Genomic DNA, 24,239 nt, shown 5'->3' with positions numbered 1-24,239 from the left:
ACCATGATGAAAAAAGCCTTTTTTATTTCATTAGCCCTAGCTTTAAACCTAAACGCTCATAATATTGAAATCCAAGACATGCCAAAAGTCAAAGAGCGAGTGAGCGTTCCCTCTAAAGATGATACGATTTATTCTTACCACGACTCTATTAAAGACTCTATTAAAGCAGTCGTTAACATCTCCACTGAAAAGAAGATTAAAAATAATTTTATGGGTGGGGGTATGTTTAGCGACCCATTCTTCCAACAATTTTTTGGGGATTTAGGTGGTGCAGTGCCTAAGGACAGAATAGAAAGAGCTTTAGGTAGTGGAGTGATTATCTCTAAAGATGGCTATATTGTTACCAATAACCATGTAATTAATGAGGCGGATAAAATCACAGTTACCATACCCGGTAGCACCAAAGAATACTCTGCCTCACTTGTTGGCACCGATGCAGATAGTGATTTAGCCGTAATTCGCATTACAAAAGACAATCTACCTACAATCAAATTTTCTGATTCTAATGATATTTTAGTAGGCGATTTAGTTTTTGCTATTGGTAATCCTTTTGGTGTAGGCGAAACGGTTACTCAAGGTATTGTTTCGGCACTAAATAAAAGCGGAATCAATCTCAATAATTACGAAAATTATATCCAAACTGACGCCTCTATCAATCCGGGCAATTCTGGAGGTGCTTTAATTGATAGTCGTGGGGGACTTATTGGAATTAACACTGCTATTATTTCAAAAACCGGAGGCAACCATGGCATTGGCTTTGCTATCCCTTCTAACATGGTTAAAAATATTGTTTCTCAACTCATTAAAACCGGAAAAATTGAAAGAGGCTATTTAGGCGTAGGCTTACAAGATGCTAACAATGATTTACAAAGCTCTTATGATGGCAAAGAAGGAGCTGTAGTTATTAGCGTAGAAAAAGACTCTCCAGCTAAAAGAGCAGGAATTTTAGTGTGGGATTTAATCACTGAAGTGAATGGCAAAAAAGTTAAAAATTCTAACGAACTAAAAAACCTCATCGGCTCTATGCTACCTAACCAAAGGGTTACTTTAAAGGTCATTAGAGACAAAAAAGAACGCACTTTCACACTCACCCTAGCAGAGAGAAAAAACCCCAACAAAAAAGAAACAACCTCTACTCAAGGTAATGGACAAGGTCAAGTGAGTGGGCTTAAAGTAGAAGATTTAACCCCAAAAGCTAAAAAATCCATGCGCTTACCTGATGAAATTCAAGGGGTAATCATCAATCAAGTGAAAGAGAACTCTCCAGCAGAACAAGTCGGCTTTAGACAAGGTAATATCATCACTAGAATTGAAGATGTAGAGATTAAGAATGTCGCTAATTTCAACCATGCCCTAGACAAATATAAAGGCAAACCCAAGCGTTTCTTAATCTTTGATTTGAATCAAGGTTATCGCACTATTTTGGTTAAGTGATTTCAATGAAAGCTATACAAAGAAAACACACCTTTTTTAAAACCACTCAAAACGAGTTGCTAGTATTATGGCATTAATTCGTGTTAATGGGGAAGATTTTAAGATTTCTTTAGAAACCCTAGAAGAACCCCTAACTCAAACAGATTTAGAAAACACGCCTCAAGTTCTTATCCAACAAACAAGCGTTATCTTGCTTTGTGCAGGAGAGTCTAGGCGCTTTTCTTATCGACTAAAAAAACAATGGCTACGCTCCAATCACACTCCTTTATGGCTAAAGGTTTATAAAGATTTTCAACAAGCCCTAGATTTCAATGAAATTATCTTAGTAGTTAGCAAGTTAGATTACATTTATATCAAACGCCATTACCCAGAAATCAAGCTTGTAATCGGCGGACAAACACGACAAGAATCCGTAAATAACGCCCTTAAAATTATTCACACTCCCTATGTGCTAACAAGCGATGTAGCTAGGGGATTTATAGATATAGAAGTGCTAAACAACTTGTTTTTAACCCTTAAAGAAACCAATCATTATTGCATAGCTCCCTATTTACCTTGCTATGATACAGCTATCTATTATAACGAGACTTTAGACAGAGAAGCGATTAAACTCATTCAAACCCCACAGCTAAGCCATACTGATACCCTTAAAATGGCTCTTAAACAAGGGGAGTTCAAAGACGAAAGCACAGCCATTTTAAAAAAATACCCTGAAATGGTAAGTTATATTCAAGGCAGTAGTAAATTACACAAGCTCACTACAAGCGATGATTTAAGGCATTTTAGGCCTTTTTTTAACCCCTCTAGGGACACTTTCATAGGAATTGGCATAGACACTCATGCATTCACTAAAGATAAGCCTATGGTTTTAGGAGGAGTTACTTTAGATTGTGATTTTGGATTAAAAGCCCATAGCGATGGTGATGCTCTTTTACATGCGATTACTGATGCGATTTTAGGAGCGATTAAAGGAGGGGATATTGGCGAGTGGTTTCCTGATAATGACCCCCATTACAAAAACGCTCATTCTACAGAACTTTTAAAAATTGTGCTAAATTTCGCTCAAAGCATTGGGTTTGAATTGTTTGAAATGGGAGCTACTATACTGAGTGAAATCCCTAAAATCACTCCTTATAAACCCATGATTTTAGAGAGTTTAAGCCAAATTCTAGGCTTAGAAAAATCTCAAATCAGCTTAAAGGCAAGCACTATGGAAAAAATGGGCTTTATTGGAAATAAAGAGGGCTTATTAGTCCAAGCACATGTAAGCATGCGTTACCAACAAAATTTTGAAAATTTAAATAGTATAAAGGAATATCAATGAAAATTTTAATTATTGAAGATAATTTAGCTCTTGCAAGGAGTATCTCTCACAATTTGCATGATTTAGGGCATGTTTGCGAGATTATTTCTAGTATTTCAGAAGAAAACAAAGAATCTTATGATGTGATTTTGGTTTCTTCTAAGGTTTGCACTCAAGGGCGTTGTGAACATTTTGTGCGTTATAATTCTAAGCAAATCATTATTATGATGGCCTCACATGTCAATGAAGATGGCGTGAGTAAACCTATACAAGCAGGTGCTAGAGATTATATCTTAAAGCCTTTTAAAATGGATGAGCTATTACGCAAAATCCAATACCATAAAGCCTATCAAGAAATGACTTCTCGCATTGGTTTTTATGAAAGTTATTTGGATTTTATCCATGCTGAATTGCCCCTACCGGATTATTTTCCCCATAAACCACCTTTTTTAATCCACACCCTTTCGCAGAATCTTGCCGATGCTTATTTATTGCAATACGCTAAAACAAAGCAAATGGAATTTGCATTCTTTTCTTTAAAAAATGCCACCTTAAAAGAACTACACAAGAATAAAGACAAGCTAGATAGACCTTTTTACATCACTCATTTAGAAGAGCTTAAAAAAGATGAGCAATTAAGACTCTTAGAATTAGCTCTCTCTTGCCCTATTGTTTTATCCTATACCCATAAAGACCCTATAGATTTTCCACACATTGTCAAAATAGAAAGTGAAAGCAAACCCCTAGCCTTATTTAATGCTTCACAATTTCTCTCTCTACAAGAATATGAAAAAGAGGCAATCAGACATTTCTCTTCTACATGCACTGATACAGAATTAGCTAGTAAGCTTGGCATTAGTCGCAAGAGTCTTTGGGAAAAGCGTCGCAAATATAATTTACCACGCAAATAAACTCTTTCTAAGCCCTTATAGGCTTACTTAGATAACCCCAAAATAAGCCTTTTAAAACAACAAAGAATTAAAATATCTTGTTATAATACCGAATGCTTTTTTCATAATTTGTAAAATTAAAAATTGATTATATTAAGGATTTATCATTAAACAAGCGTCCCAAAAAAGAAAGCACCCCAAGCAAAACCAAACCTTGCTTTTGGACATTGATTGCGTGATTCCTAATATTGTAAGACGCTTGCTTTCTAATAAAACACTCCCTAAAAAATTTGCAACTTGTAGCTTGCAAGAAGTGGGCGTAATCTTTCTTACCACTCAAATCCTATCTATCATGCGTAAGACTAATTGCTCTAAAACTCTTTTTTTTATCACTAGAGGCAGAGAGAGTTTTCGCTACCAACTATGCGATTACTACAAGCAAAAACGACGCAAATTTGATGATGATTTTAGAGCGCTCTTAAAAGCCCTTAAAATCGCTTTAATTGAAAAATACCCCTTAAAAAAAGGGGCTAAAATTCAAGGCGAGCATTGTTTTGAGTATGAGGCTGATGACATCATCTCTTATTATAAAAAGAAAAACCCTAACCACTACATCATAGCAAGCATGGATAAAGATGTTTTATATTCTAACAGAGGCTCTCATTTCAATCTCAAAACAGAAACCTTTTTAAATGTCAGTAAAAAAGAGGCATGTTTTTTTGCCTACTATCAGTGTGTGGTAGGAGATAAAGGGGATAATATTAGAGGGGTTAAAGGAATTGGAGAAGTCAATTATAAAGATTTTTTAAACGACCAAGCCGATGAGGCTGAATTATGGAGACAAACCATTCAAGCCTTTAAAACTAAAGAAAAATTAAGCGATGAAGAGGCAACAAAAAAGGCTTTGTTAAACATGCGCTTAGTGAATATGCATCAAATGATTCAGCATGGCATAATCAAGCTTTGGGAACCTCACTTCAAGCATAAAAAACCCTATTTTCGCAAGCATAAGCCCTAAATTTTCTAAAATGAAAATTTTCCAAAAAACACAAAAGAACTGCTCCCTATACTCTTTCGTGTCGCTTTAGAATTATAAGCATACACATACCCTCCACCCGCATCAAAAGCCAAACTTTTATAAGTCCAAATCCTATAGCTACTCATTAAAGAATATTCTTGGTAATCTCCAAAAGCTATCATGGCATCTAAACGCACCCTTTTAGTCTTCAACCCCCCAAACACATAGCCTGAAATCGTGGAGTTAGCAAAATAAATGGCTGGCACACCAGGGGCATTAATCCCACGACCATAGAACTTTGTCCTATCACTAAAAGTCCATAAATAGCCCTTATTATTTGGTGCTGGAACAATATAAAAACCCATGCCAAAATTAAAAATCTTGTATTTAAAGGTTTGGTCTATCATAAACAAGCCGGCGTTTCTAGCATTAGTGCTTGCATCAGTATTGCCATATTGATACATGCCTTGCACAAGAGTATGTGAAGTAAGACCTTTAGCGATAGAAGTGGTATATTCCATTTTACCCCCTACTTGCACTAAAGCCGTCTTTGAAGGCATAGGTAAGCGAGTATCTATCAAAACAAAAGGAACAGCCTTAAAACCCTTTTTTTGATATTCTGCACCTAGTGCAAACACTTCCCCTCCAACATAAAGACCTTTTGAAACAGGGTCATAAGAGGCTAGAGTGTTTAAAGTAGTGGCGATACGATTGCCTTGTTCTTTATTGACTTGATGCCCATTATAAAGCATGCTATCCATAAAGATACCAAAATAACGCACCGATTGACTCTGCTCTATAGCAATAGATGCCCCTTGAATATTGCCCCCAATCCAATCAAAATCCACAAAATCCGTATTGTAACGCCCCCCAGCAATTTTCAAATGCTTAGAAAAATACTTAGCATAAATATCAGATAAATCCCCTGCGCTCAAATATGGTTGCACATTATGAACGCTACCAAAGAGATTACCCAAACTAATATAAACATTTGCTAAACGCTGTTTGTTATAAGCATTCCAAGCCCCAATAGCTCCAATGCCAAACGACCACCCATTACTTAGAGAAAAATCCACTCCAAGGCGTGCCAAAAACCCCACATAACTATGCGGATTTTTCTGTGCCCCTTGATTGTATAAAAGTCCTAAATGACCAAAGGGACTAACCTTAATATCTAAAGCTTTTAAAGGTAATAGTCCTAAAAATAATCCACACCATAAAAAATAATAACGCTTTCTTTTATATTTCATTAAAAGTTAGTCTCTGTTTTAGCAAGTAAGATTGGATAGCCTCTACTATCTTAAAATTCAATATTGTAATAAAAATTAGATTTAATCGTGCTGAAACCTTGAAAAACCTTTCAATTAAAGATAAATTAGCAATAATTATCAACTAACTTGATTGACTAACACTAAAGATTTATGATAGCATTCACTCCAATAAAACTATTTTAAAGGTAAGTATCCATGAGTAAGAGTTTATACCAAACTTTAAATGTGAGCGAAAACGCCAGTCAAGATGAAATCAAAAAATCCTATCGCCGTTTGGCTAGACAATACCATCCTGATTTGAATAAGACTAAAGAAGCCGAAGAAAAATTTAAAGAAATCAACGCCGCTTATGAAATTTTAAGCGATGAAGAAAAACGCCGTCAATACGACCAATTTGGAGACAATATGTTTGGCGGACAACACTTTAGCGATTTTGCTAGAAGTCGTGGTTCTAGCGAAAATTTAGACGATATTTTAAGCTCTATTTTTGGAAGGGGAGGCTTTTCACAAGGCTTTGGCACTTCTCAAGGGTTCTCTAATTTTGGTTTTTCTAACTTTGAGGCTGAAAATTTAGATATGGTTACTCATCTCAATGTTTCTGTGCTAGATACGATTTTGGGTAATAAAAAACAAGTAACCATCAATAATGAGACCTTTAGTATCAAAATCCCTATCGGCGTAGAAGAAGGCGAAAAAATTAGGGTGCGTAATAAGGGGAAAATGGGGCGAATGACTAGGGGTGATTTGCTCTTACAAATCCATATTGAAGAAGATGAAATTTATAGGCGTGAAAAAGATGATATTATTCAAATCTTTGATTTACCCTTAAAAACGGCTCTTTTTGGGGGTAAAATTGAAATCGTGGCTTGGCATAAAACCCTAACCTTAACCATTCCACCTAACACAAAAGCTATGCAAAAATTCCGTATTAAAGCCCAAGGGGTTAAAAATAGAAAAACTTCGCATACAGGAGATTTGTATTTACAGGCTCGTTTAATCTTGCCTAAAGTTGAAGAATTATCTAGTGAATTAAAAGCGTTATTAGAAAAAGAATTATAAGGGATATGTCATGTGTGATTATGATGAACCGCTTTATTTAATTAGCGTTGTAGCTAAAATCCTAGATGTGCATCCTCAAACCTTGCGGCAATATGAAAAAGAAGGCTTGATAGAGCCTAGTAGAACCGACGGAAAAATGCGTCTGTATTCTCAACGAGATATTGATAAAATTAAGACTATTTTACGCCTTACAAGAGATATGGGGGTTAATCTAGCGGGCGTAGATATTATTTTACGCTTGAAAGAAAAATTAGACGAATTAGATAGCTTAAATAGAGAATTACAAAACGCTCTTCACAAACACTCTAAAGATAACACGATCTTAACGAAAAATTTAAAGACCCCTACTGATTCTTATGAATTAATTTTATTTAAAAAATGAGCTTAACTTCTCTTTTAAACCCAAAAAGCCTAGAAGATTTTTTAGGGCAAGAGCATTTAATAGGAAAAGATACCCCCTTATTTAAAGCCTTATGCTCCAAACACTTTCCGCATGCCTTTTTCTATGGCCCCCCTGGTGTGGGTAAAACAAGCTTAGCTCAAATCATCGCTCATACTTTAGAGCGCCCTATTCTATCGTTTAATGCGACGGATTTTAAGCTTGATGATTTGCGTCTTAAGCTCAAAAATTACCAAAACACCCTTTTAAGACCGATTGTTTTTATTGATGAAACCCACAGATTGAATAAAACCCAGCAAGAATTTTTACTCCCCATTATGGAAAAAGACCATGCACTAGTCTTAGGGGCTAGCACGCAAGACCCACGCTATAGCCTAACTCATGCCATTCGTTCAAGAAGTTTCATTTTTGAACTAACCCCCCTAAAAAATAGCGAATTAGAAAAACTTTGCTCTAAAGCCTTAAAATTGCTAGACAAACAAATAGAACCTAGTGCTAAAGCTTATCTTTTGAATAATAGTGCCGGTGATGCTAGAGCGTTATTAAATCTCTTAGATTTGAGTGCTAAAATAGAAAATCCTATCACTTTAGAAACTCTAAAATCCTTACGCCCCCATAGTTTAAATGATGGAGCTTGCAGTGATGATACCCATTATAATCTCATCAGTGCGTTAATCAAGTCTTTAAGGGGAAGTGATGAAAACGCTTCTTTATATTATCTAGCACGCCTAATTGCTGGCGGAGAAAATCCTGAATTTATCGCAAGAAGACTTGTTATTTTTGCGAGCGAAGACATAGGCAATGCTAATCCAAACGCCCTTAATTTAGCTACTTCATGCTTATTTTCAGTCAAACAAATCGGCTATCCTGAAGCTAGGATTATTTTAAGCCAATGCGTGATTTATTTAGCTTGTTCGCCCAAGTCTAATACGGCTTATAATGCGATTAATAGTGCATTAGATGCGATTAAATCAGGGGTGATTTATCCGGTGCCAAAACATTTACTCCCCCATGCAAAAGACTACCTCTACCCACATGATTATAATGGCTATGTTAAACAAGATTATTTAGAAAAACCTCTAAAGTTTGTGTATTCTCAAGGGATAGGGTTTGAAAAAACCCTAAAAGAATGGTTAGAAAAAATTAAGGGTTAAAACCCTACATTTCTCTAGGAATATCTGCCTCATCATAACTAAAAGATTCTTTAAAGATTTGAGCGATAGCCTCTAAAATTTTTGCTATCGTTTTTTCATCTAAAGAGGGGATTCTTTCCAAACTTTTACGCAAAATATCTGCGTTATACGACTTAGCTCTTACCATAACAAACACTTCGTTATTATAAGGATTAGTCCATTCTTGAATCCTTTCGGTTTGCCCCTTTATACCCTTTAAAATCGCCCCCTCAATCTCTCTTATGGCTGTAAAACTATGCTTTTTGTGTTGCTCATCTTTAGATTTCACATAAACGGTATGGACTTTTTCTGTAATTTGATAAGCGACACGCTCCTCAGCACGCAAAGTGGATCTATCAATCGCTTGAGCCTCATTGACATTGGGTGTAACATTCCAAGTGCCAACCGCTTGAAGAATGTAAGAACTCCTATCTTCTACTAGCCAGCTAGGAACATTCCTAAAAAAACCTTGTTTGCTTACCTTAGGATTAGAGCAAGCTCCCAATAAGAGAACTATTAATGACACAAAAAAATTCTGATAACCCATTGCTTTCATAAAAACTCCCTTCTTTGATTTCTTATTCTTAAAATTTAAGGCGATTAATTAAACTATGCTGTAGTTAATGAATATTAAAGGCTAATTTTTTCTTACCTAAAAGCTCTAATCACAAGAAAATATTTCACATTCTGCAGTATTCTAAAGACCCATTGAAATAATAATGAGTTTTATTAAGATATCATCTCATTGTTATATGTTATAATATTGTCATTGCAAATAGCATTTTAGTAAAAACAATACATCTTAAAAAGGAACCATTTTAGCCATGAAACGATTAGAAACTTTGGAATCTATTTTAGAGCGTTTGAGAATGTCAATCAAAAAAAATGGATTGAAAAACTCTAAACAACGAGAAGAGGTAGTAAGCGTGCTATATCGTAGTGGCACGCACCTAAGCCCTGAAGAAATCACACATTGTATCCGTCAAAAAGATAAAAACACAAGCATTTCTTCAGTCTATCGCATTTTAAATTTCTTAGAAAAAGAAAATTTTATCTGCACTTTAGAGACTTCAAAAAGTGGAAGGCGCTATGAAATTGCCGCTAAAGAACACCATGACCATATCATTTGCTTGCATTGTGGTAAGATTATTGAGTTTGCTGACCAAGAGATTGAAGAGCGCCAAAACGAAGTCGCTAGAAAATATGAAGCCAAACTCATTAGCCATGATATGAAATTATTTGTTTGGTGCAAAGACTGCCAAGATGAAGAGAGACTTTCTTAAAGATTAAACTCTAAGCTTAAAAGAAGGGGGGTAGGCTTAGGGGATAGTGCGAATGACTTCGCCCAAATTGAAACGCTTGATTTTTAAGGCCTCAATTTCTTGATGGTTTAGGCGTTTCCATGTGAAAGTCTTACCTACATACCCCCATTTATCATAGCTTGGCGTAAACTCTAAATCGCCGTTTGAATTTTGCACCACTTTCACATAATAGGTTTTTCCATCATAAAAATTATACGCTTTCCCCCCCTTGTAGTATCTGTGTCCCACTTGCTCTAAATCACTCAAAAAAACCACGCCCTTATCACTGCGATTTCTCAATTTAGGGTTAGGATTATTCTTATCTTTTTTAGCGCTAGAACCATCAGAATTTTGAATACCATAAGCATAAAACTTTCCTTTATATTCAAAAAATTCCACATAAGAACTTTTCATGTATAAAAAAGCTTGGGTTTTATAAACTCCGGGAAGCTCTAAAGCATCCGTTGCCCCTAAAATACTAAAAAAAACTCCTAATAAAACACTCAGTACACTCATTTTTATAACTTTAACTTAATTAATTCTTTAGGCACTTTAACAACCACTTTAAAAATGGTCTCTGTAGTATAACGCTTAAAAGACTCTTCATAGAACTTCAACGCATGCGCATCATTTTCAAAAAATATTGCTAACACCCCCTCTTTCAAGCACAAAAATGAAGTTTCACAAACTGACTCATAAACGATTAAATCTTTCTTTCCATCATAAGAGGTTTTAATAATAGCCTTATTTACATCTAAAACCTTAGCCCCTTCAACACCTTTTACAATCAGCTGAAAATCCACATATTTTTGATGGCTTTCAAAAAAACCTTTCGCACTCTCTCTAGCATGTTCTAAATAATAGCTTTGTTCTATAGCAAACATACCAAATCCTAAATCAAACTTATGCTCTGTATCTAAAGGCAGTTTTAAAATGCGTTGATAAATAGCATGTTCTGCATTTAGAGCATCTTTTAAATACCCATGCAAGACTTCTAATTCTTGCGTTTTCTTAAACAAATGCCCTAACGAGCATAATTCTCCAAAAATTGCCATAGCTTATTAATCCTTTAATTGCTCTAAGCGTTCTTTTTTGGTTCCAATATCTGTGATTTGTATACCAAAGTTCCCATCTACAATCACCACTTCTCCTTTAGCAATAATTTTATCATCTACTAGAATTTCTAAGGGGTCATTGACTAATTGATCAAGCTCTACCACACTTCCAATATCCATAGAAACCACATCTTTTAAAATCATCTTTTTTTGACCGATACGCACCTTAACATTCAATTTCACATCTAAAAGCATGCCGATATTACGGATTTCAGAACCCTCTAAAACATGCGATTCATGACCTTGTGATTCTTCATGCCCTCCCTCTTGATTAGCAGAGTTTTCTGTAGTGGTGTCTGCAGAGCCAAATTGAGCGCTAAAGGCTTGAGTGCTTAATAAAATCATTTGACTCTCTTCAAGGGCGTCCATGTTAAAAGAAAGCACAATAGCTTTATCATAAGCCTCTTGCTTAGGAAGTTCATTAGCGATTTCTGCGCTAGCGGTAGTAAAATTCAACTTAGGGAGCAACTCTTGAGATTTCAAGCTTGTAGCAACCGCTCCAAAGATATTAGACGCCATTTCTTTAAACGCATCTAAATCATCATTATCCATTTCTTCTTTGCTAGTCCCCTCACCTCCTAGCATTAAATCGCTTAATGAAGTAACTAGACTTACCGGAGCCAATAATTCAATATTGCTCTCACTCCCCCCAGAAACACTCACTACAACTCTTGCATAAGGCACGCTAATCAAACTTGCCCATGCCTCTTGCGTGTTATCTATTTCTGCCTTTACTTCTACGCTTGGAGCTTTACCAACTAGCCCCTCTAAAGTAGAAATAATCTCTTGAATAAAAAGTTTTATAAAATCCTGCATTTTTTACTCTTCTTCTGCCTTAATAATATTGCCCACTTTATTTTTACGCTGTTCTTCTAGCATTTCTAAAATTTCTTTGGTATGCTCTTTTTCACTATAAGCAATTTCTTTGATTTGAATAGTCTTTCTATACCCTTGAAACCCAACACTCGCCAAATAGCGCTTTTTTCTATGGATATACACACTCACTTCATCATTGGCTACCTTATTTAAACGAATGGTATCCCCCACATCTAAATCTAGCACTTCTTTTAAACTCAATTCTACTGAGCCTAAAAAGACCATCATATCCACACTTACCCCACTTAGTAGGGCTTGCAATTCTTTATTGCGACTCTTTTTAGAATTAGTTTCTGAAAGCATTAAATCCCTACTCCCCATTTTAGAAAGAATGCTTTCAATGGAAATGACCGGATAACAAATATTCATCATGCCACGACTATGCCCAATAATAATTTCTAAAACCACCATAATAGCAATTTCATTTTGCGCCACAATTTGAACCACATTCGCACTAGATTCTTTAGCGTCAATAGTAGGAAACATCTCTACCACCGGTGCCCAAACTTCTTTTAAAATCTGCATCACTTGGCGTAAAATCGTATCTAGCAAATTCAATTCAATATCGCTAAACTCTCTATTTTGCTCATACGCACTTCCCTTGCCCCCTAATAATCTATCAATCATAGGAAAAGCAATGCTAGGATTAATCTCTAAAACTCCCGTTCCACCCATTGGCTTCATAGAAAAGACATTAAAGCTTGTAGGACTAGGCAAACTCATTAAAAATTCGCCATAAGTCATTTGATCAACACTATGAAGCTGAATTTCTACAATAGAACGCATGATAGAAGAAATTTGACTAGAGAGATTTCTAGCCATTTTGTCATGGATACTTCTAAAAGAGCGTAGTTGCTCCTTACTCACACGATTAGGACGCTTAAAATCATAGAGAGTTACACTGCGTGGGGGAGCAATATCTTGTTTTTGGACATTTTGAATGTCTACATTTTCATCAACGACTTCTAAAAGCGCATCAATTTCTTCTTGGCTTAAAATATCAGCCATTCTTAACCCCTAAAGATTTACGCACTTTTTTAATCACTTCTTTAATAATTTGAGAAATGCGTGATTCTGTAATGCCTAAGATTTCTCTAATCTCGCTCAAATTCAATTCTTCAAAATAATAGAGTTGGATAAGAGTCTGTTCTCTTTCGCCCATTTGGCTTAGCACTTTTTGAATATGCTCTAATAACTCTTCAGTTTCAATCTTTTTAGTGATTTGGTCTTGCTCAATCGCATTGAATTGCTCATCTATAGGCACTAAAGCATACACATCAGATGCTACTTTAGCCTCTCTAATCTTTTCAATCCCTTCACCTAAAGCTTGCGCTAAATACTCATCGCTAGGCTCTTCGCCATGCTCATTGAGATATTTAGTTACTTCACTATCAATGCTTTTTATAAGCTTTCTATTGGAGCGAGAAACCACATCTAAAGAGCGTAAATAATCTAACATCGCTCCATTAACACGCATTCTAGCATAGCCCCAAAAAGAGTCATTTAACGCACTTTCATAACGCCTAGCTAATTTAATCAACTCTTCAGTGCCAATAGAAACAAGGTCGTTAAAATCAATAGAACTAGGCAAGCGCTCTTTTAAGCGAAACGCCATAGCACGCACCGCCGGTAAATATTGCAAAGCTAATTCATCTTGATTGAGATGTTGCTGTTTATCATAAGCATTAAGGACTTTTCCCATGCTCGCAGACTTTTCTAAACTTTCGTTATTTTCAAAATTTTCAAAATCTTGCATTCTATTGCCCATCATCAAAATTATAACTTCTAATATAGTTCAAAATACTTGAAACTTCTTTTTCTCTGTTTTTGAACTCATGATTAAAATGCGTTAAACGCTCTTCAGTGCCTTTTTTATCAAATAAGCAAGTATCCAAGTCCGTGCAAGCAATAAAAATAGAGGCAAACAAAAGTGCCATTAGATAAAAACCAAGCGTAGAAATAATGGTCCAAAGCAAGATAGTCTCTGGCTGACTGAATTTCAACATAGCAAACGCCAACCCTAAGAAAAACCCTACCACAATGGAAAAATGTATGAAGTTCTGTATTCTCATAAGCTATCCCAAATATCTTAAAAACCGCTTAAAGAAACTCTTAAAATCTTCTTTTGGAGTTTCCAAAGAACCTTTTTCTAATTTAGAAGTTAAAATAAATGCTACTTGGTCAATGGATTGCGAAAACAAATCGTTGGGGGCAATCTTTCTTAAAACCTTACGCTCTCTAATACAACGCTTTAAAAGCGGGCTATTTTCTAAAGCTCCTAAATAATTCAATCTCAACGCAGGAATATTATTCTTAGCCACTCTAGCTAATTTATCATAAGTTGCTTTACCCTCTTTAGGCTGAGACACCATATTTGTAATTAGAAACAATTCATCTTTATTTTTAGAATTAATCTTCATGCACGCATACGCATCAGTAATGGCTGATGGATCAGGCGTAGTAACCACTACCACACAATCACTCGCATTCAAAAACGCTTGAGTGGTCGCCCCAATCCCAGCTCCTGTATCAATAATGATATAATCTAAAGAGCTTAAAACTCCCTCATCATCTACAAACTTATCTAATCCATCTGCCCCACTAACATATTTTAAAATCTCTTCGCCACTATCTCCGGGAATGAGACAAAGCCCCGGCTCAATTTCACAAATGATTTCTTTTAGCTTAGCCTCGCCTTTTAAGGCATGCAAAATATTTTTATGAGTTTTCACTCCAAAAATAACATCTAAATTCGCTAACCCAATATCTGCATCAAACACTCCTACTTTATAACCTTTCTTGTATAAAGAATAAGCCAAGTTAGCACTAATATTAGATTTTCCTACTCCTCCTTTACCGCTTGTTATAGCGATAAACTTAGTGTTTCCCCTATTTTTAAAAAAACTCTTTGAGGTTTTAGTGCCAATAAAACTATCTAGGTGGCTTGCTTGATTGCTCATACTCGTTCCTTATTAGGATTAGTAAAACCATCTAGCATACAATCTGCTAAATACTCATTAGTGGCTACTCTCAAATCCATAGGCACTTCTTGCCCGACAGAAAGATAACTAATAGGTTTTTGACTCTCATGCACAAGCGAGAACAAATTCCCTAGCCCCCTACTCTCATCTAATTTAGTAAAAATCAAAGTATCAATCCCCAAAACCCCAAAAGAATCATAAATATCTTTCATGTCTTCATACTTAGTCGTAACTGAAAGCACTAAAGACACATCAATATTATAACCTCCATCTACAAATTCTTTTAAACTAGCAATTTTTTCTTTGTCATATTGTGAATGCCCTGTAGTGTCCACTAAAATAAAATCACAATATTCCAAAGATTCAATTTCCTTAGCAAAATCCTTTGCATCAATCACGGTTTCTATACTCATTTTCATTTTATTAGCATACCAGCTTAATTGCTCTAAAGCTCCAATACGATAATTATCTAAGGTAATAATGCCTACTTTATATTTTTTATCTAACATCTTAGAATAGCGTGCAGCTAATTTGGCTAGAGTGGTTGTTTTTCCCACGCCTGTAGGTCCTACAAGCATTAAAATACGCTTTTCTCTCAAACTCAAATCTTCAGGGCGACACAATATCATTTTTCTTAAAAGCTCTCTAAAATAGCGTTTAACCGTTACTGAATTTTCTCGCATTCTTAAAGGCATAAGCTCCAAGCTTAACTGCATGATTTTATCTAAATGGTCTGTTTTCATGCCGCTTTGTTTGGCTAATTTATAAATTTCAGCAAACTCTTGAGGAATATTAACAAGACTACCACCGGGATTTTTCTCGTCCCAAAACATGTTCTCAATAAGTTTAATACTATCTACAATTTTATTGAGCTGATTTTGAATGCCTTTAATTTCTTCTTGTTGTTTATTTATCTCTTGTCTATTATCATTATTTTTTAAGGGCTTTAAAAAACTACCCTCCACTCTAGGTGTATCTAAAAGTATGTCGTCTAATGAATTTTCTTGAGTTTGAGATTTTTTTGTTTGATTTTTGGAGCTTGGCAAACCTTCTACAACGCCAGCAATCTTACGCATTTCTTCCACAGTGTTTGAAAGCTGCACAACCACATCTTCTTCACTAGCATTCTCATCATATAGACTTTCTGGGATTAAGGGTTCTTTGGGTTGCTCCTCACTTTCCTTTTCTTCTTCAACAGCTACAACGATTTCATAAAGTCCTGAAGAAGTGAGCGTTTTTTTACGGATTTCTTGAGTTTTAAACACTAAGGCGTCTACGCCATGGTGGCTTTGCGCTATTTTTAGAGCCTCAGCTGCTGTTTCTCCGCTATAAGTGTAGAATTTCACTCTAATTCCCCTCTTTTAAAAAAAATTTGTTGCAAGGCTAAAGGCACTAATACGGAATCTCTTTCATTCCATTTAGGATGTGGTAAGGTTAAATAAACTTGATTTAAAACCACTTTATTAAAGGCAATAATATCAATATCTAAAGTCCTTGGAGCATCCTTAAAATCACGCTTTCTTTTACGCCCAAAACGCCTCTCTATATAAAACACTAGAGCAAAAAACTTACGCAAACTCAAACTTGTCCTAAGCACAAGAGTAGCATTATAAAAATAAGACTGCTTAACATAGCCAAAGGGAGGATTTAAATAAATAGGCGAAGTTGAAAGCTTTCCTATAGCTTGATGATTTTTGAGCCATAGATAGCATTTTTCTAATGTCTTTAAAGGGTTTTTGATATTCCCTCCAAGTCCTAGCACAACCCTATTAGGAAAACTTATTCTAGCTTTAGAAACACTTGGAAAAAAACGAGTCAAAAGAATCTCTCGCATTAAAGAAGTTCAGCCTTAGAATTTCTAATTACAACCAAATCTTCAATACGCACCCCAAAAAAATTAGGAATATAGATTCCGGGTTCTACAGAAAAAACCATACCCTCTTCTAGTATCGTTTCACTTCGTGGCGAAATATAAGGGAGCTCATGAATATCCAAACCAATGCCATGCCCTGTGCTATGAGTAAAATACTCCCCATAGCCATGCTTTTCTATCACTTGTCTAGCTAAACTATCCGCCTCTTTGCCCGTCATGCCTGCTCTAATATTAGAAATAGCCTTTTCTTGTGCCTCTTTAACAACATCATAAATCTTTTGATGCTCTTTATCCTTAAAACTCTGTTCTTTTTTGAAAGAAAAGTCTTTAGAGTCAAAAAAAGCCGTTCTAGTTCTATCAGAGCAATAACGCTCATACTTTATTCCCATATCTAAAAGAACGCTATCAGCCGCTTTTAAAAAGTCTTTAGAACTAGGTAAAGCATGGGGCTTGCTTGCATTTGCATTCAAGGCTAAAATAGGCTCAAAACTAAGATTATAAGTTCCTTCTCTAGTCAAAAAGTCCTTAACCTTATGTTGTAAAAACCGCTCATTAAGCGAACTTTTTTCATTAAAAATCGTTTTCACATACTCAGCAAAATTCTCAAAAGCCTCAACATTCAACGCTTGAGATTTTTTGAGAAGTTTGACTTCATGCTCGCTTTTAACAATGCGTTTTTGACGATGATAACTAGGCACACCTTCTAAGGCCGTTTTAGCACTTATTGCTGTAGCTAAACGATTATAAGTTTGCAAATTCACTTGGTTTGGGTCAAAAAAGAGTTTTTGAACCGGATTTTTTTGAATCAATTCAATAGCTTTTTGCACTAAATCGCTTGTTTCTACCACTTCAGCTAGAATGCCATTTTTAGATTGGATATTCTCTCTAGCCTCTTGAGTATAGCGAGAGTCAGTGATAAAGAACGCACGACTCTCTAATTGCAAAAACAAGGCGTTATCGCAACTATACGCGCATTCAAAATACATCGCATTTTCATCAGTGGTAAAATGCGTTTGCAAGCTATCTTCTTTCATCTTATTTTAGGCCTTATTAGTTATTTACTGGACCATTAGGATTGTTTTGTTGTGCCTCTTGGAAAGCTTTCATCTCTGCTAAAATATTAACCATTCCCATTAAAGCCATGTTATAACCAAGCGGACCAAATCCCATAATCACGCCTCCACAAGCCGCTCCGGTGTAAGAATTTTTTCTAAATTCTTCTCTCGCTTGAATGTTAGTCAAATGCACTTCAATCACAGGCTTACCTGCCAACATAATCGCATCAGCAATCGCAATAGAAGTGTGGCTAAACGCTCCGGGATTAATGATAATGCCCTCATAATCACTGCCTACACTCTCTTGGATTTTATCAATAATTTCGCCTTCAAAATTTGTTTGAAAAAACTCTAATTCCACATCTAAATTGCTTTGCTTAACGAAAGTTTGCATGATTTCATGGATTTGGTCTAAGGTTACCATGCCATAAAGTCTAGGGTCTCTGTGTCCTAGCATGTTAAGATTAGGTCCTTGAATAACTAAAATCTTCATAAATCTCTCCTTGATAGTAATAGGAGTGCATTATATCATAAGTTCTAGTTTTTAACCTTTAATATACGAGTGCCAAAAGACTCGGAATTCGCTTTTAAAAGAATACCCATAACAACCATTCCAACAAAAAAACTCCCCTCAATAAAGAAATGGAATGGGTCAAATCCTACGCATAACACAATATAATAGACTAGCATACTTAAAAGCATTAAATTAAGAGCTACACAAGAAAAATCTTGTCCTTTTTGATAATCAAGTAGGCAGTGTTTCAAGCGTTTATAAAAAAACACACCTATACTTCCTAAAAAATAAATTAGCACAATAATACCCACTATCCCTTGACTAGAAAGGGTATTAAAAAACTCATTGTCATACTTTTCTTTGCAATCCACTGTGCTAGGGTCTCTATAAGACTTAGCCCGCTCAATGATTTCAGCTTGTTTATCACAACGAGTTTTAATGCTCATTCCAACTAATGGAGACATTTTAAAAATCTCTATCGCCTCTTTCCATCTCGCTAAACGCATGCCTATGCTAGTATTGGGGTCATTTTTTTGGCTATATAATTCAATATCTTTTTGAAATTGGGTTTTTTCACTCATATTTTGATGATATAAAAGCGTTTTATTAGCAAAAAAAACACCCAAAAAAGCGCCCAATAAAATAAGCGTATGCACTAACAAACGCTTTTTATTTTTATCAGCTATAAAAGCCCAAGCCATTAATGCTATAAAAGTAACCACAAATGCAAGCAACGCGCTTCGTGTATCATTCAATAAAACAATTAAAAAGGCTAAAACAACCCCACAAGAATATTTATAACGCTCTTGAAGATTGTCTTGCCCTAAAGCATAGGCTAAACACCCAAATCCAGCAATAGAACTCAAAGTAGAAAACCCTACAATCGTGCTTAAACCATCGGCACGATAGGACATACTATGGTGTATTTTATAGTAAGCTACTTGCGAGCATGCAATAATAGCGTTTAGAAAAGTGGTGGCTAACATAGACTTAAAAAGCCATTGAAAATCTAAAGATATTTTCCTTTGTGTATTGAGCAAGCAAAAGATACTCAACGCCCCAAGCACATACACCAAAGGCATGTTAAGCGAACGCAAGCTGAATAAAAACCCATTATCAAAAAACATGTTAGGCAACACGCTCAAAAACATTAAGATTGAGGCGATAAAAACATGTCTAGCCTCTAAAAATACCAAAGAATTTAAAAAAGGCTTAATTTTAAATTTTAAAAAATAAAAAATAGCACCGCCCACTAACACAACTATTAAAATTTGTGCTGAAGGTTTTTTGAATGAAGTTAGAAAAAAAAGAGCAAAAATAAGAGTGAAAAAAAGGTCTGTATTGAAAAATGCCCTTAAACGCCCTTTCAACACAGACTCACCATATCCTAATCCTAAACTGATAAAAACTATCTGTCTTTAATGCCTAGCTTTTCAATCAAAACCATGTAGCGTGCATGTTCAGTGCGTTTAATGTATTTTAGCAAATTGCGTCTTTGAGCGACTAATTTCAAAAGCCCTAAGCGACTTGAATGGTCTTTTGGGTTAGCTTTTAAATGCTCTGTTAACGATTTAATTCTTTCACTTAATAACGCCACTTGCACTTCACAAGAACCGGTATCATTTTCTTTAATGGCAAACGCCTTAATGATTTCTTGTTTTTTCTCCAGATTTAAAGCCATAATGACCTCCTAATTGGTAATTAAAATTAAAAAAAGTGATTATATCGTAAAATTAACTTTTTTATTCAAGCCTTGAGATAACTTTATACTATAATACACTATCAAACAAAAATGCTAAACTAACAATAAGGTAATCAACACTAAAAATGGCAAATGAACGCTCAAAACTAGCTTTTAAAAAGACTTTTCCTGTCTTTAAACGCTTTTTGCAATCCAAAGACCTAGCAGTAGTCGTTTTTGTAATTGCAATTTTAGCCATCATTATCGTGCCATTACCGCCTTTTTTATTGGATTTTTTACTCACCATTTCTATTGCTCTATCAGTATTAATTATCTTAATTGGGCTTTATATTGATAAGCCTACGGATTTTAGTGCTTTTCCTACTTTACTACTCATTGTAACCCTATATCGCCTAGCCTTAAATGTCGCTACCACTAGAATGATTTTAACACAAGGCTATAAAGGACCTAGTGCGGTAAGTGATATTATCACAGCCTTTGGCGAATTTAGCGTTAGTGGGAATTATGTCATTGGAGCCATTATTTTTAGTATTTTGGTGCTAGTGAATTTATTAGTCGTTACTAATGGTTCTACTAGGGTTACTGAAGTAAGGGCTAGGTTTGCCCTAGATGCCATGCCTGGAAAGCAAATGGCTATTGATGCAGATTTAAATTCAGGGTTAATTGATGATAAGGAGGCTAAAAAACGCCGTTCTGCTCTAAGTCAAGAGGCGGATTTTTATGGTGCAATGGATGGTGCGAGCAAATTTGTTAAAGGTGATGCGATTGCTTCTATTGTCATTACGCTTATCAACATTATTGGGGGATTTTTAGTAGGCGTGTTTCAAAGAGATATGAGCATGAGTTTTAGTGCTAGCACTTTTACCATTCTAACTATTGGCGATGGGCTAGTCGGACAAATTCCTGCTTTAATCATTGCCACAGCTACCGGTATTGTGGCTACTCGCACCACACAAAATGAAGAAGAAGACTTTGCTTCTAAACTTATCACTCAGCTCACTAATAAAAGTAAAACTTTAGTAATTGTAGGAGCAATATTATTACTTTTTGCGACAATTCCCGGTCTTCCTAGCTTTTCTTTAGCGTTTGTAGGAACACTCTTTTTATTTATTGCATGGCTTATTAGTAGAGAAGGAAAAGACGGACTACTCACTAAGTTTGAAAATTATTTAGGTAAAAAATTAGGCGTTGACATTAACGCAAAATCTCCTAGCACTAAAACACAAGCCCATGCCCCTACAACTAGCAAAACCAAAAGCCAAGAGGATATTAAAAGAGAAGAAGAACAAGCGATTGATGAAGTGTTAAAAATTGAATTTTTAGAGCTTGCTTTAGGTTATCAGCTCATTAGTTTGGCTGATATGAAACAAGGGGGTGATTTACTAGAAAGAATTAGGGGTATTAGAAAAAAAATAGCAAGCGATTATGGTTTCTTAATGCCCCAAATTAGAATTAGAGATAATTTACAACTTCCCCCAACGCATTATGAAATCAAGCTTAAGGGCATAGTGATAGGCGATGGAGCTGTTATGCCTGATAAGTTTTTAGCTATGAATACCGGATTTGTAAGCAAAGAAGTTGAAGGCATTCCCACTAAAGAGCCAGCCTTTGGCATGGATGCTTTATGGATTGATACTAAGGATAAAGAAGAAGCCATTATTCAAGGCTATACTATCATTGACCCTAGCACGGTGATTGCTACACACACGAGTGAATTAGTGAAAAAATACGCTGAAGATTTTATCACTAAAGATGAAGTTAAATCTCTTTTAGAACGCCTAGCTAAAGACTATCCTACTATTGTAGAAGAAAGTAAAAAAATCCCCACCGGTGCGATTCGCTCAGTCTTGCAAGCCTTATTGCATGAAAAAATTCCTATTAAAGATATGCTTACTATCTTAGAAACCATTACCGATGTCGCTCCACTGGTTCAAAATGATGTGAATATCTTAACTGAACAAGTGAGAGCAAGACTTTCTAGGGTGATTACCAACGCCTTTAAGTCTGAAGATGGACGTTTGAAATTTTTGACTTTTTCTACAGATAGCGAACAATTTTTACTCAATAAATTGCGAGAAAATGGCACTTCTAAAAGCTTATTACTAAATGTAAGCGAATTACAAAAACTCATTGAAGTTATTTCTGAAGAATCTATGAAAGTCCTACAAAAAGGTATTGCTCCAGTTATTTTGATTGTAGAACCCAATTTAAGAAAAGCCCTTTCTAGTCAAATGGAACAAGCTAGAATTGATGTGGTTGTTTTAAGTCATGCTGAATTAGACCCTAACTCTAACTTTGAGGCTTTAGACACAATACACATCAACTTTTAATTTATAAAATAAGGAGAATAATGCAAGTTTATCACCTTTCGCACATTGATTTAGATGGTTATGCATGCCAATTTATTTCAAGACAATTTTTTACCAACATTCAATGCTATAATGCTAATTACGGGCGTGAAGTCTTAGCACGAATTTATGAAATTTTAAATGCAATCGCTCAATCTAGTGAGACAAGGTTTCTTATTCTTATTAGTGATTTAAATTTGAGTTTAGGCGAGGCACAATATTTGCAAGATAAAGCCCAAGAATACCGCTTGCAAAACAAAGACATTCAAATCCAACTCCTAGACCACCACATTAGCGGTAAAGAAGTGGCTGAGAGTTTTCATTGGTATTTTTTAGACACTAAGCACTGTGCTACTAAAATTGTTTATGAGTTTTTAAAAACGCATTATGCTATCTTGGAGCCTAGCCATATTGCTTGGCTAGATTTACTCGTAGAAATGGTCAATTCTGTAGATATTTGGGACACACAAGGTTATGGCTTTGAATTAGGCAAAGTGTGCATGCGCATGATTAGTCAAAGCACAGAATTAAACCGCTTTATGTTTGATGATGAAAATCGTAACTATAAATTAAAACTTTTAGAAGAAGTTAAAAACTACTTATTCTTAGAAAATGCCGCTGTAGCTTATGATAACGACCTTTTTAAGCTTAAAAAAATCGCTTTAGGGGGTAATCCTATTACAGAAACAATGGATAATATCTCTTCAAACGCACAAGTGAATTTACTCTCTTTAAAAAAAGAAGATTGTTGCGTTTATTACCAAGATAAAAAAGGGTTTTTAAGTTATTCTATGGGGGGAATTAGTGTGTTAGCCAATCTCTTTTTAACACAAAATCCGGAATTTGATTTCTATATAGATGTGAATGCCAAAGGGAATGTAAGTCTAAGGGCTAATGGAAATTGCGATGTGAGTGAATTGAGTAAAATTTGCTTTAATGGGGGCGGACACAAAAATGCTAGTGGGGGTAAGATTGATGGCTTTAAAGAGAGTTTTAGTTATACAGACATTAAAGAGCAAGTAGAAGAAAATCTAGCTCATAGCTAAAAACTATTCCTCACACCCTCCCTTAGGGTAGCAAAAGCGATAACCCCTACGCCTTACAGTCTCCACGGTGGAAATATTAAGGGGTTTATCCATTTTTTGGCGGATTTGATTGATAGCGACTTCAATTACATTAGGGGTAACTAGCTCAGGCTCTTCCCAAATAGCGTCTAAAAGCTGTTCTTTTGACACAATTTGGTCTCTGTGCCTTGCTAAATGCGTAAGCACTTCAAAAGGCTTACCTTTCACTTCAATTTCACGCCCCTTGTAAATAATCTTTTCTTCATCAGGGCTAATAATTAAATCTTCAATTTCAATGACATTAGACCCCCAAAATCTCAAACGAGCCTCAATCCTTGCTACAAGAGCCTTAATACTACGATAAGGCTTAGCGATATAATCATCAGCCCCTTGTTCAAACGCATTGATTTCTTCCTCGCTTGTAGGGTTATTAGAAGAGACCAAAACCACAATAGAGGCATGCCTCTCTTTGATTTTAGAAACTAGGCTAAAAGCATTCTTATCGCTAACCATAACTAAGTCATAATTCCTAATACCAATAAGATATTCCCCATCTTCTAAACTCTCGGCTACATCAGCCATAAAGCCACGCTCATTCAAGCACTCCCCAATTTCTTTGCCTAAAACAGAATTGTTTTCAATAAGTAAAACACGCATGGTGTATTGACCCCTACATTTTTTAAGAGTATTTTAACGCTGATTATATCATAATTTTAAGTTAGTTTAAAAAAAACTTAAATTTTTTAAATTCTTCTTTTTTTTGAAAATATTTTTCTTAGATTGAATAAAAATCAAAAATTTTTACCTAAAATCATAATTCTATTGTATAATAACCAAATCCAACCATTCCGCAAGGTTTGGTT

General features: G+C 35.4%; 26 protein-coding genes. 10 read left to right on the top strand and 16 right to left on the bottom strand.

Annotated elements, in window-relative coordinates; genetic code table 11:
• Nucleotides 1-3: 3 nt before the first annotated feature.
• The 4 genes from C6H25_RS03415 to C6H25_RS03400 all read left to right on the top strand — a co-directional run bounded on the left by C6H25_RS03415 (nt 4) and on the right by C6H25_RS03400 (nt 4,645).
• Complete coding sequence (locus C6H25_RS03415; protein WP_104748068.1) at nt 4-1,434, top strand: Do family serine endopeptidase; 1,431 nt, start codon at nt 4-6, stop codon at nt 1,432-1,434.
• 67 nt (nt 1,435-1,501) lie between these two features.
• Nucleotides 1,502-2,758: a bifunctional 2-C-methyl-D-erythritol 4-phosphate cytidylyltransferase/2-C-methyl-D-erythritol 2,4-cyclodiphosphate synthase gene (locus tag C6H25_RS03410; protein ID WP_104748067.1), complete on the top strand. Its 1,257-nt coding sequence runs from the start codon at nt 1,502-1,504 to the stop codon at nt 2,756-2,758.
• Entirely contained in the window at nt 2,755-3,648 is an 894-nt protein-coding gene (locus C6H25_RS03405) for a response regulator transcription factor (protein WP_104748066.1), read from the top strand. Before C6H25_RS03410 ends, C6H25_RS03405 begins: the two co-directional genes overlap by 4 nt.
• A 193-nt stretch (nt 3,649-3,841) precedes the next feature.
• A complete protein-coding gene (locus C6H25_RS03400; RefSeq protein WP_233707318.1) occupies nt 3,842-4,645 on the top strand; it encodes a 5'-3' exonuclease in 804 nt (267 codons plus the stop codon).
• 5 nt (nt 4,646-4,650) lie between these two features.
• Here the strand turns inward: C6H25_RS03400 and C6H25_RS03395 are convergent, their stop codons facing one another.
• Nucleotides 4,651-5,895 carry a hypothetical protein gene (locus C6H25_RS03395; protein ID WP_104748064.1) on the bottom strand — a complete coding sequence of 415 codons (1,245 nt, stop codon included), beginning with the start codon at nt 5,893-5,895 and terminating at the stop codon, nt 4,651-4,653.
• A gap of 216 nt (nt 5,896-6,111) precedes the next feature.
• On the opposite strand from C6H25_RS03395, the gene C6H25_RS03390 reads away from it, so the two are divergent.
• From C6H25_RS03390 to C6H25_RS03380, 3 genes are read left to right on the top strand one after another with little or no spacing between them, the layout of a single operon-like run.
• The gene (locus tag C6H25_RS03390) at nt 6,112-6,975 is read left to right on the top strand and encodes a DnaJ C-terminal domain-containing protein (protein ID WP_104748063.1); all 864 of its coding nucleotides are present in this window, start codon (nt 6,112-6,114) and stop codon (nt 6,973-6,975) included.
• A gap of 10 nt (nt 6,976-6,985) precedes the next feature.
• Nucleotides 6,986-7,357 (top strand): heat shock protein transcriptional repressor HspR, encoded by a 372-nt coding sequence (locus tag C6H25_RS03385; RefSeq protein WP_104748062.1) that lies wholly within the window; start codon nt 6,986-6,988, stop codon nt 7,355-7,357.
• Nucleotides 7,354-8,529, top strand: a complete 1,176-nt coding sequence (locus C6H25_RS03380; RefSeq protein WP_104748061.1) for a replication-associated recombination protein A — start codon at nt 7,354-7,356, stop codon at nt 8,527-8,529. The genes C6H25_RS03385 and C6H25_RS03380 overlap by 4 nt, the downstream gene beginning before the upstream one ends.
• Before the next feature lie 4 nt (nt 8,530-8,533).
• Here the strand turns inward: C6H25_RS03380 and C6H25_RS03375 are convergent, their stop codons facing one another.
• The gene (locus tag C6H25_RS03375) at nt 8,534-9,103 is read right to left on the bottom strand and encodes a hypothetical protein (protein WP_104748060.1); all 570 of its coding nucleotides are present in this window, start codon (nt 9,101-9,103) and stop codon (nt 8,534-8,536) included.
• Between the two features lie 268 nt (nt 9,104-9,371).
• Between C6H25_RS03375 and C6H25_RS03370 the strand changes: the two genes are divergently transcribed.
• On the top strand, nt 9,372-9,830 hold the full coding sequence (locus tag C6H25_RS03370; protein ID WP_104748059.1) for a transcriptional repressor: 459 nt from the start codon (nt 9,372-9,374) through the stop codon (nt 9,828-9,830).
• A gap of 36 nt (nt 9,831-9,866) precedes the next feature.
• Here the strand turns inward: C6H25_RS03370 and C6H25_RS03365 are convergent, their stop codons facing one another.
• The 13 genes from C6H25_RS03365 to rpsO are packed head-to-tail and all read right to left on the bottom strand — an operon-like array spanning nt 9,867 to nt 19,943.
• A complete protein-coding gene (locus C6H25_RS03365) occupies nt 9,867-10,364 on the bottom strand; it encodes a DUF2147 domain-containing protein (protein WP_104748058.1) in 498 nt (165 codons plus the stop codon).
• Nucleotides 10,365-10,366: 2 nt separating this feature from the next.
• Nucleotides 10,367-10,903, bottom strand: coding sequence for a YhcH/YjgK/YiaL family protein (locus C6H25_RS03360; protein ID WP_104748057.1), 537 nt, complete (start codon nt 10,901-10,903; stop codon nt 10,367-10,369).
• A 6-nt stretch (nt 10,904-10,909) separates the two neighbouring features.
• A complete protein-coding gene (gene fliY / locus C6H25_RS03355; RefSeq protein WP_104748056.1) occupies nt 10,910-11,779 on the bottom strand; it encodes a flagellar motor switch protein FliY in 870 nt (289 codons plus the stop codon).
• A gap of 3 nt (nt 11,780-11,782) precedes the next feature.
• Nucleotides 11,783-12,847, bottom strand: coding sequence for a flagellar motor switch protein FliM (gene fliM, locus C6H25_RS03350; protein ID WP_104748055.1), 1,065 nt, complete (start codon nt 12,845-12,847; stop codon nt 11,783-11,785).
• A complete protein-coding gene (locus C6H25_RS03345) occupies nt 12,840-13,619 on the bottom strand; it encodes an RNA polymerase sigma factor FliA (protein WP_104748054.1) in 780 nt (259 codons plus the stop codon). Before C6H25_RS03345 ends, fliM begins: the two co-directional genes overlap by 8 nt.
• On the bottom strand, nt 13,597-13,911 hold the full coding sequence (locus tag C6H25_RS03340) for a hypothetical protein (RefSeq protein WP_104748053.1): 315 nt from the start codon (nt 13,909-13,911) through the stop codon (nt 13,597-13,599). Before C6H25_RS03340 ends, C6H25_RS03345 begins: the two co-directional genes overlap by 23 nt.
• Nucleotides 13,912-13,914: 3 nt before the next feature.
• Complete coding sequence (locus C6H25_RS03335; protein ID WP_104748052.1) at nt 13,915-14,799, bottom strand: MinD/ParA family protein; 885 nt, start codon at nt 14,797-14,799, stop codon at nt 13,915-13,917.
• Nucleotides 14,796-16,166, bottom strand: coding sequence for a flagellar biosynthesis protein FlhF (flhF, locus tag C6H25_RS03330; protein WP_104748051.1), 1,371 nt, complete (start codon nt 16,164-16,166; stop codon nt 14,796-14,798). Before flhF ends, C6H25_RS03335 begins: the two co-directional genes overlap by 4 nt.
• On the bottom strand, nt 16,163-16,654 hold the full coding sequence (folK, locus tag C6H25_RS03325; protein WP_104748050.1) for a 2-amino-4-hydroxy-6-hydroxymethyldihydropteridine diphosphokinase: 492 nt from the start codon (nt 16,652-16,654) through the stop codon (nt 16,163-16,165). The genes flhF and folK overlap by 4 nt, the downstream gene beginning before the upstream one ends.
• Nucleotides 16,654-17,727: a M24 family metallopeptidase gene (locus tag C6H25_RS03320; RefSeq protein ID WP_104748049.1), complete on the bottom strand. Its 1,074-nt coding sequence runs from the start codon at nt 17,725-17,727 to the stop codon at nt 16,654-16,656. Before C6H25_RS03320 ends, folK begins: the two co-directional genes overlap by 1 nt.
• Nucleotides 17,728-17,743: 16 nt before the next feature.
• Nucleotides 17,744-18,241, bottom strand: coding sequence for a type II 3-dehydroquinate dehydratase (aroQ, locus tag C6H25_RS03315; protein ID WP_104748048.1), 498 nt, complete (start codon nt 18,239-18,241; stop codon nt 17,744-17,746).
• Between the two features lie 44 nt (nt 18,242-18,285).
• The gene (locus tag C6H25_RS03310; protein WP_104748047.1) at nt 18,286-19,635 is read right to left on the bottom strand and encodes an O-antigen ligase family protein; all 1,350 of its coding nucleotides are present in this window, start codon (nt 19,633-19,635) and stop codon (nt 18,286-18,288) included.
• Nucleotides 19,636-19,670: 35 nt separating this feature from the next.
• Nucleotides 19,671-19,943 carry a 30S ribosomal protein S15 gene (gene rpsO / locus C6H25_RS03305; RefSeq protein WP_104748046.1) on the bottom strand — a complete coding sequence of 91 codons (273 nt, stop codon included), beginning with the start codon at nt 19,941-19,943 and terminating at the stop codon, nt 19,671-19,673.
• Between the two features lie 146 nt (nt 19,944-20,089).
• Here rpsO and flhA point away from each other — a divergent pair, with 146 nt between their 5' ends.
• Together flhA and C6H25_RS03295 are read left to right on the top strand one after the other, a co-directional pair.
• The gene (flhA, locus tag C6H25_RS03300; protein WP_104748045.1) at nt 20,090-22,294 is read left to right on the top strand and encodes a flagellar biosynthesis protein FlhA; all 2,205 of its coding nucleotides are present in this window, start codon (nt 20,090-20,092) and stop codon (nt 22,292-22,294) included.
• 20 nt (nt 22,295-22,314) lie between these two features.
• Nucleotides 22,315-23,358, top strand: a complete 1,044-nt coding sequence (locus C6H25_RS03295) for a DHH family phosphoesterase (RefSeq protein WP_199768930.1) — start codon at nt 22,315-22,317, stop codon at nt 23,356-23,358.
• A gap of 3 nt (nt 23,359-23,361) precedes the next feature.
• Here the strand turns inward: C6H25_RS03295 and hsrA are convergent, their stop codons facing one another.
• Entirely contained in the window at nt 23,362-24,033 is a 672-nt protein-coding gene (hsrA, locus tag C6H25_RS03290) for a homeostatic response regulator transcription factor HsrA (RefSeq protein WP_104748043.1), read from the bottom strand.
• Between the last annotated feature and the right edge of the window lie 206 nt (nt 24,034-24,239).

The organism is Helicobacter cetorum, from assembly GCF_900198405.1.
Classification (GTDB): Bacteria; Campylobacterota; Campylobacteria; order Campylobacterales; family Helicobacteraceae; genus Helicobacter; species Helicobacter cetorum_C.
This window is presented reverse-complemented; position numbering and strand designations above follow the sequence as displayed.

Coding starts and splice junctions, on each gene's coding strand:
- C6H25_RS03375 (WP_104748060.1), bottom strand. CDS start 9,103: ATGAAAGCAATGGGTTATCAGAATTTTTTTGTGTCATTAATAGTTCTC.
- C6H25_RS03360 (WP_104748057.1), bottom strand. CDS start 10,903: ATGGCAATTTTTGGAGAATTATGCTCGTTAGGGCATTTGTTTAAGAAA.
- C6H25_RS03405 (WP_104748066.1), top strand. CDS start 2,755: ATGAAAATTTTAATTATTGAAGATAATTTAGCTCTTGCAAGGAGTATC.
- C6H25_RS03370 (WP_104748059.1), top strand. CDS start 9,372: ATGAAACGATTAGAAACTTTGGAATCTATTTTAGAGCGTTTGAGAATG.
- hsrA (WP_104748043.1), bottom strand. CDS start 24,033: ATGCGTGTTTTACTTATTGAAAACAATTCTGTTTTAGGCAAAGAAATT.
- C6H25_RS03410 (WP_104748067.1), top strand. CDS start 1,502: ATGGCATTAATTCGTGTTAATGGGGAAGATTTTAAGATTTCTTTAGAA.
- flhA (WP_104748045.1), top strand. CDS start 20,090: ATGGCAAATGAACGCTCAAAACTAGCTTTTAAAAAGACTTTTCCTGTC.
- C6H25_RS03390 (WP_104748063.1), top strand. CDS start 6,112: ATGAGTAAGAGTTTATACCAAACTTTAAATGTGAGCGAAAACGCCAGT.
- fliM (WP_104748055.1), bottom strand. CDS start 12,847: ATGGCTGATATTTTAAGCCAAGAAGAAATTGATGCGCTTTTAGAAGTC.
- fliY (WP_104748056.1), bottom strand. CDS start 11,779: ATGCAGGATTTTATAAAACTTTTTATTCAAGAGATTATTTCTACTTTA.
- folK (WP_104748050.1), bottom strand. CDS start 16,654: ATGCGAGAGATTCTTTTGACTCGTTTTTTTCCAAGTGTTTCTAAAGCT.
- C6H25_RS03395 (WP_104748064.1), bottom strand. CDS start 5,895: ATGAAATATAAAAGAAAGCGTTATTATTTTTTATGGTGTGGATTATTT.
- C6H25_RS03335 (WP_104748052.1), bottom strand. CDS start 14,799: ATGAGCAATCAAGCAAGCCACCTAGATAGTTTTATTGGCACTAAAACC.
- C6H25_RS03320 (WP_104748049.1), bottom strand. CDS start 17,727: ATGAAAGAAGATAGCTTGCAAACGCATTTTACCACTGATGAAAATGCG.
- C6H25_RS03415 (WP_104748068.1), top strand. CDS start 4: ATGATGAAAAAAGCCTTTTTTATTTCATTAGCCCTAGCTTTAAACCTA.
- C6H25_RS03295 (WP_199768930.1), top strand. CDS start 22,315: ATGCAAGTTTATCACCTTTCGCACATTGATTTAGATGGTTATGCATGC.
- C6H25_RS03365 (WP_104748058.1), bottom strand. CDS start 10,364: ATGAGTGTACTGAGTGTTTTATTAGGAGTTTTTTTTAGTATTTTAGGG.
- rpsO (WP_104748046.1), bottom strand. CDS start 19,943: ATGGCTTTAAATCTGGAGAAAAAACAAGAAATCATTAAGGCGTTTGCC.
- C6H25_RS03340 (WP_104748053.1), bottom strand. CDS start 13,911: ATGAGAATACAGAACTTCATACATTTTTCCATTGTGGTAGGGTTTTTC.
- C6H25_RS03380 (WP_104748061.1), top strand. CDS start 7,354: ATGAGCTTAACTTCTCTTTTAAACCCAAAAAGCCTAGAAGATTTTTTA.
- C6H25_RS03385 (WP_104748062.1), top strand. CDS start 6,986: ATGTGTGATTATGATGAACCGCTTTATTTAATTAGCGTTGTAGCTAAA.
- aroQ (WP_104748048.1), bottom strand. CDS start 18,241: ATGAAGATTTTAGTTATTCAAGGACCTAATCTTAACATGCTAGGACAC.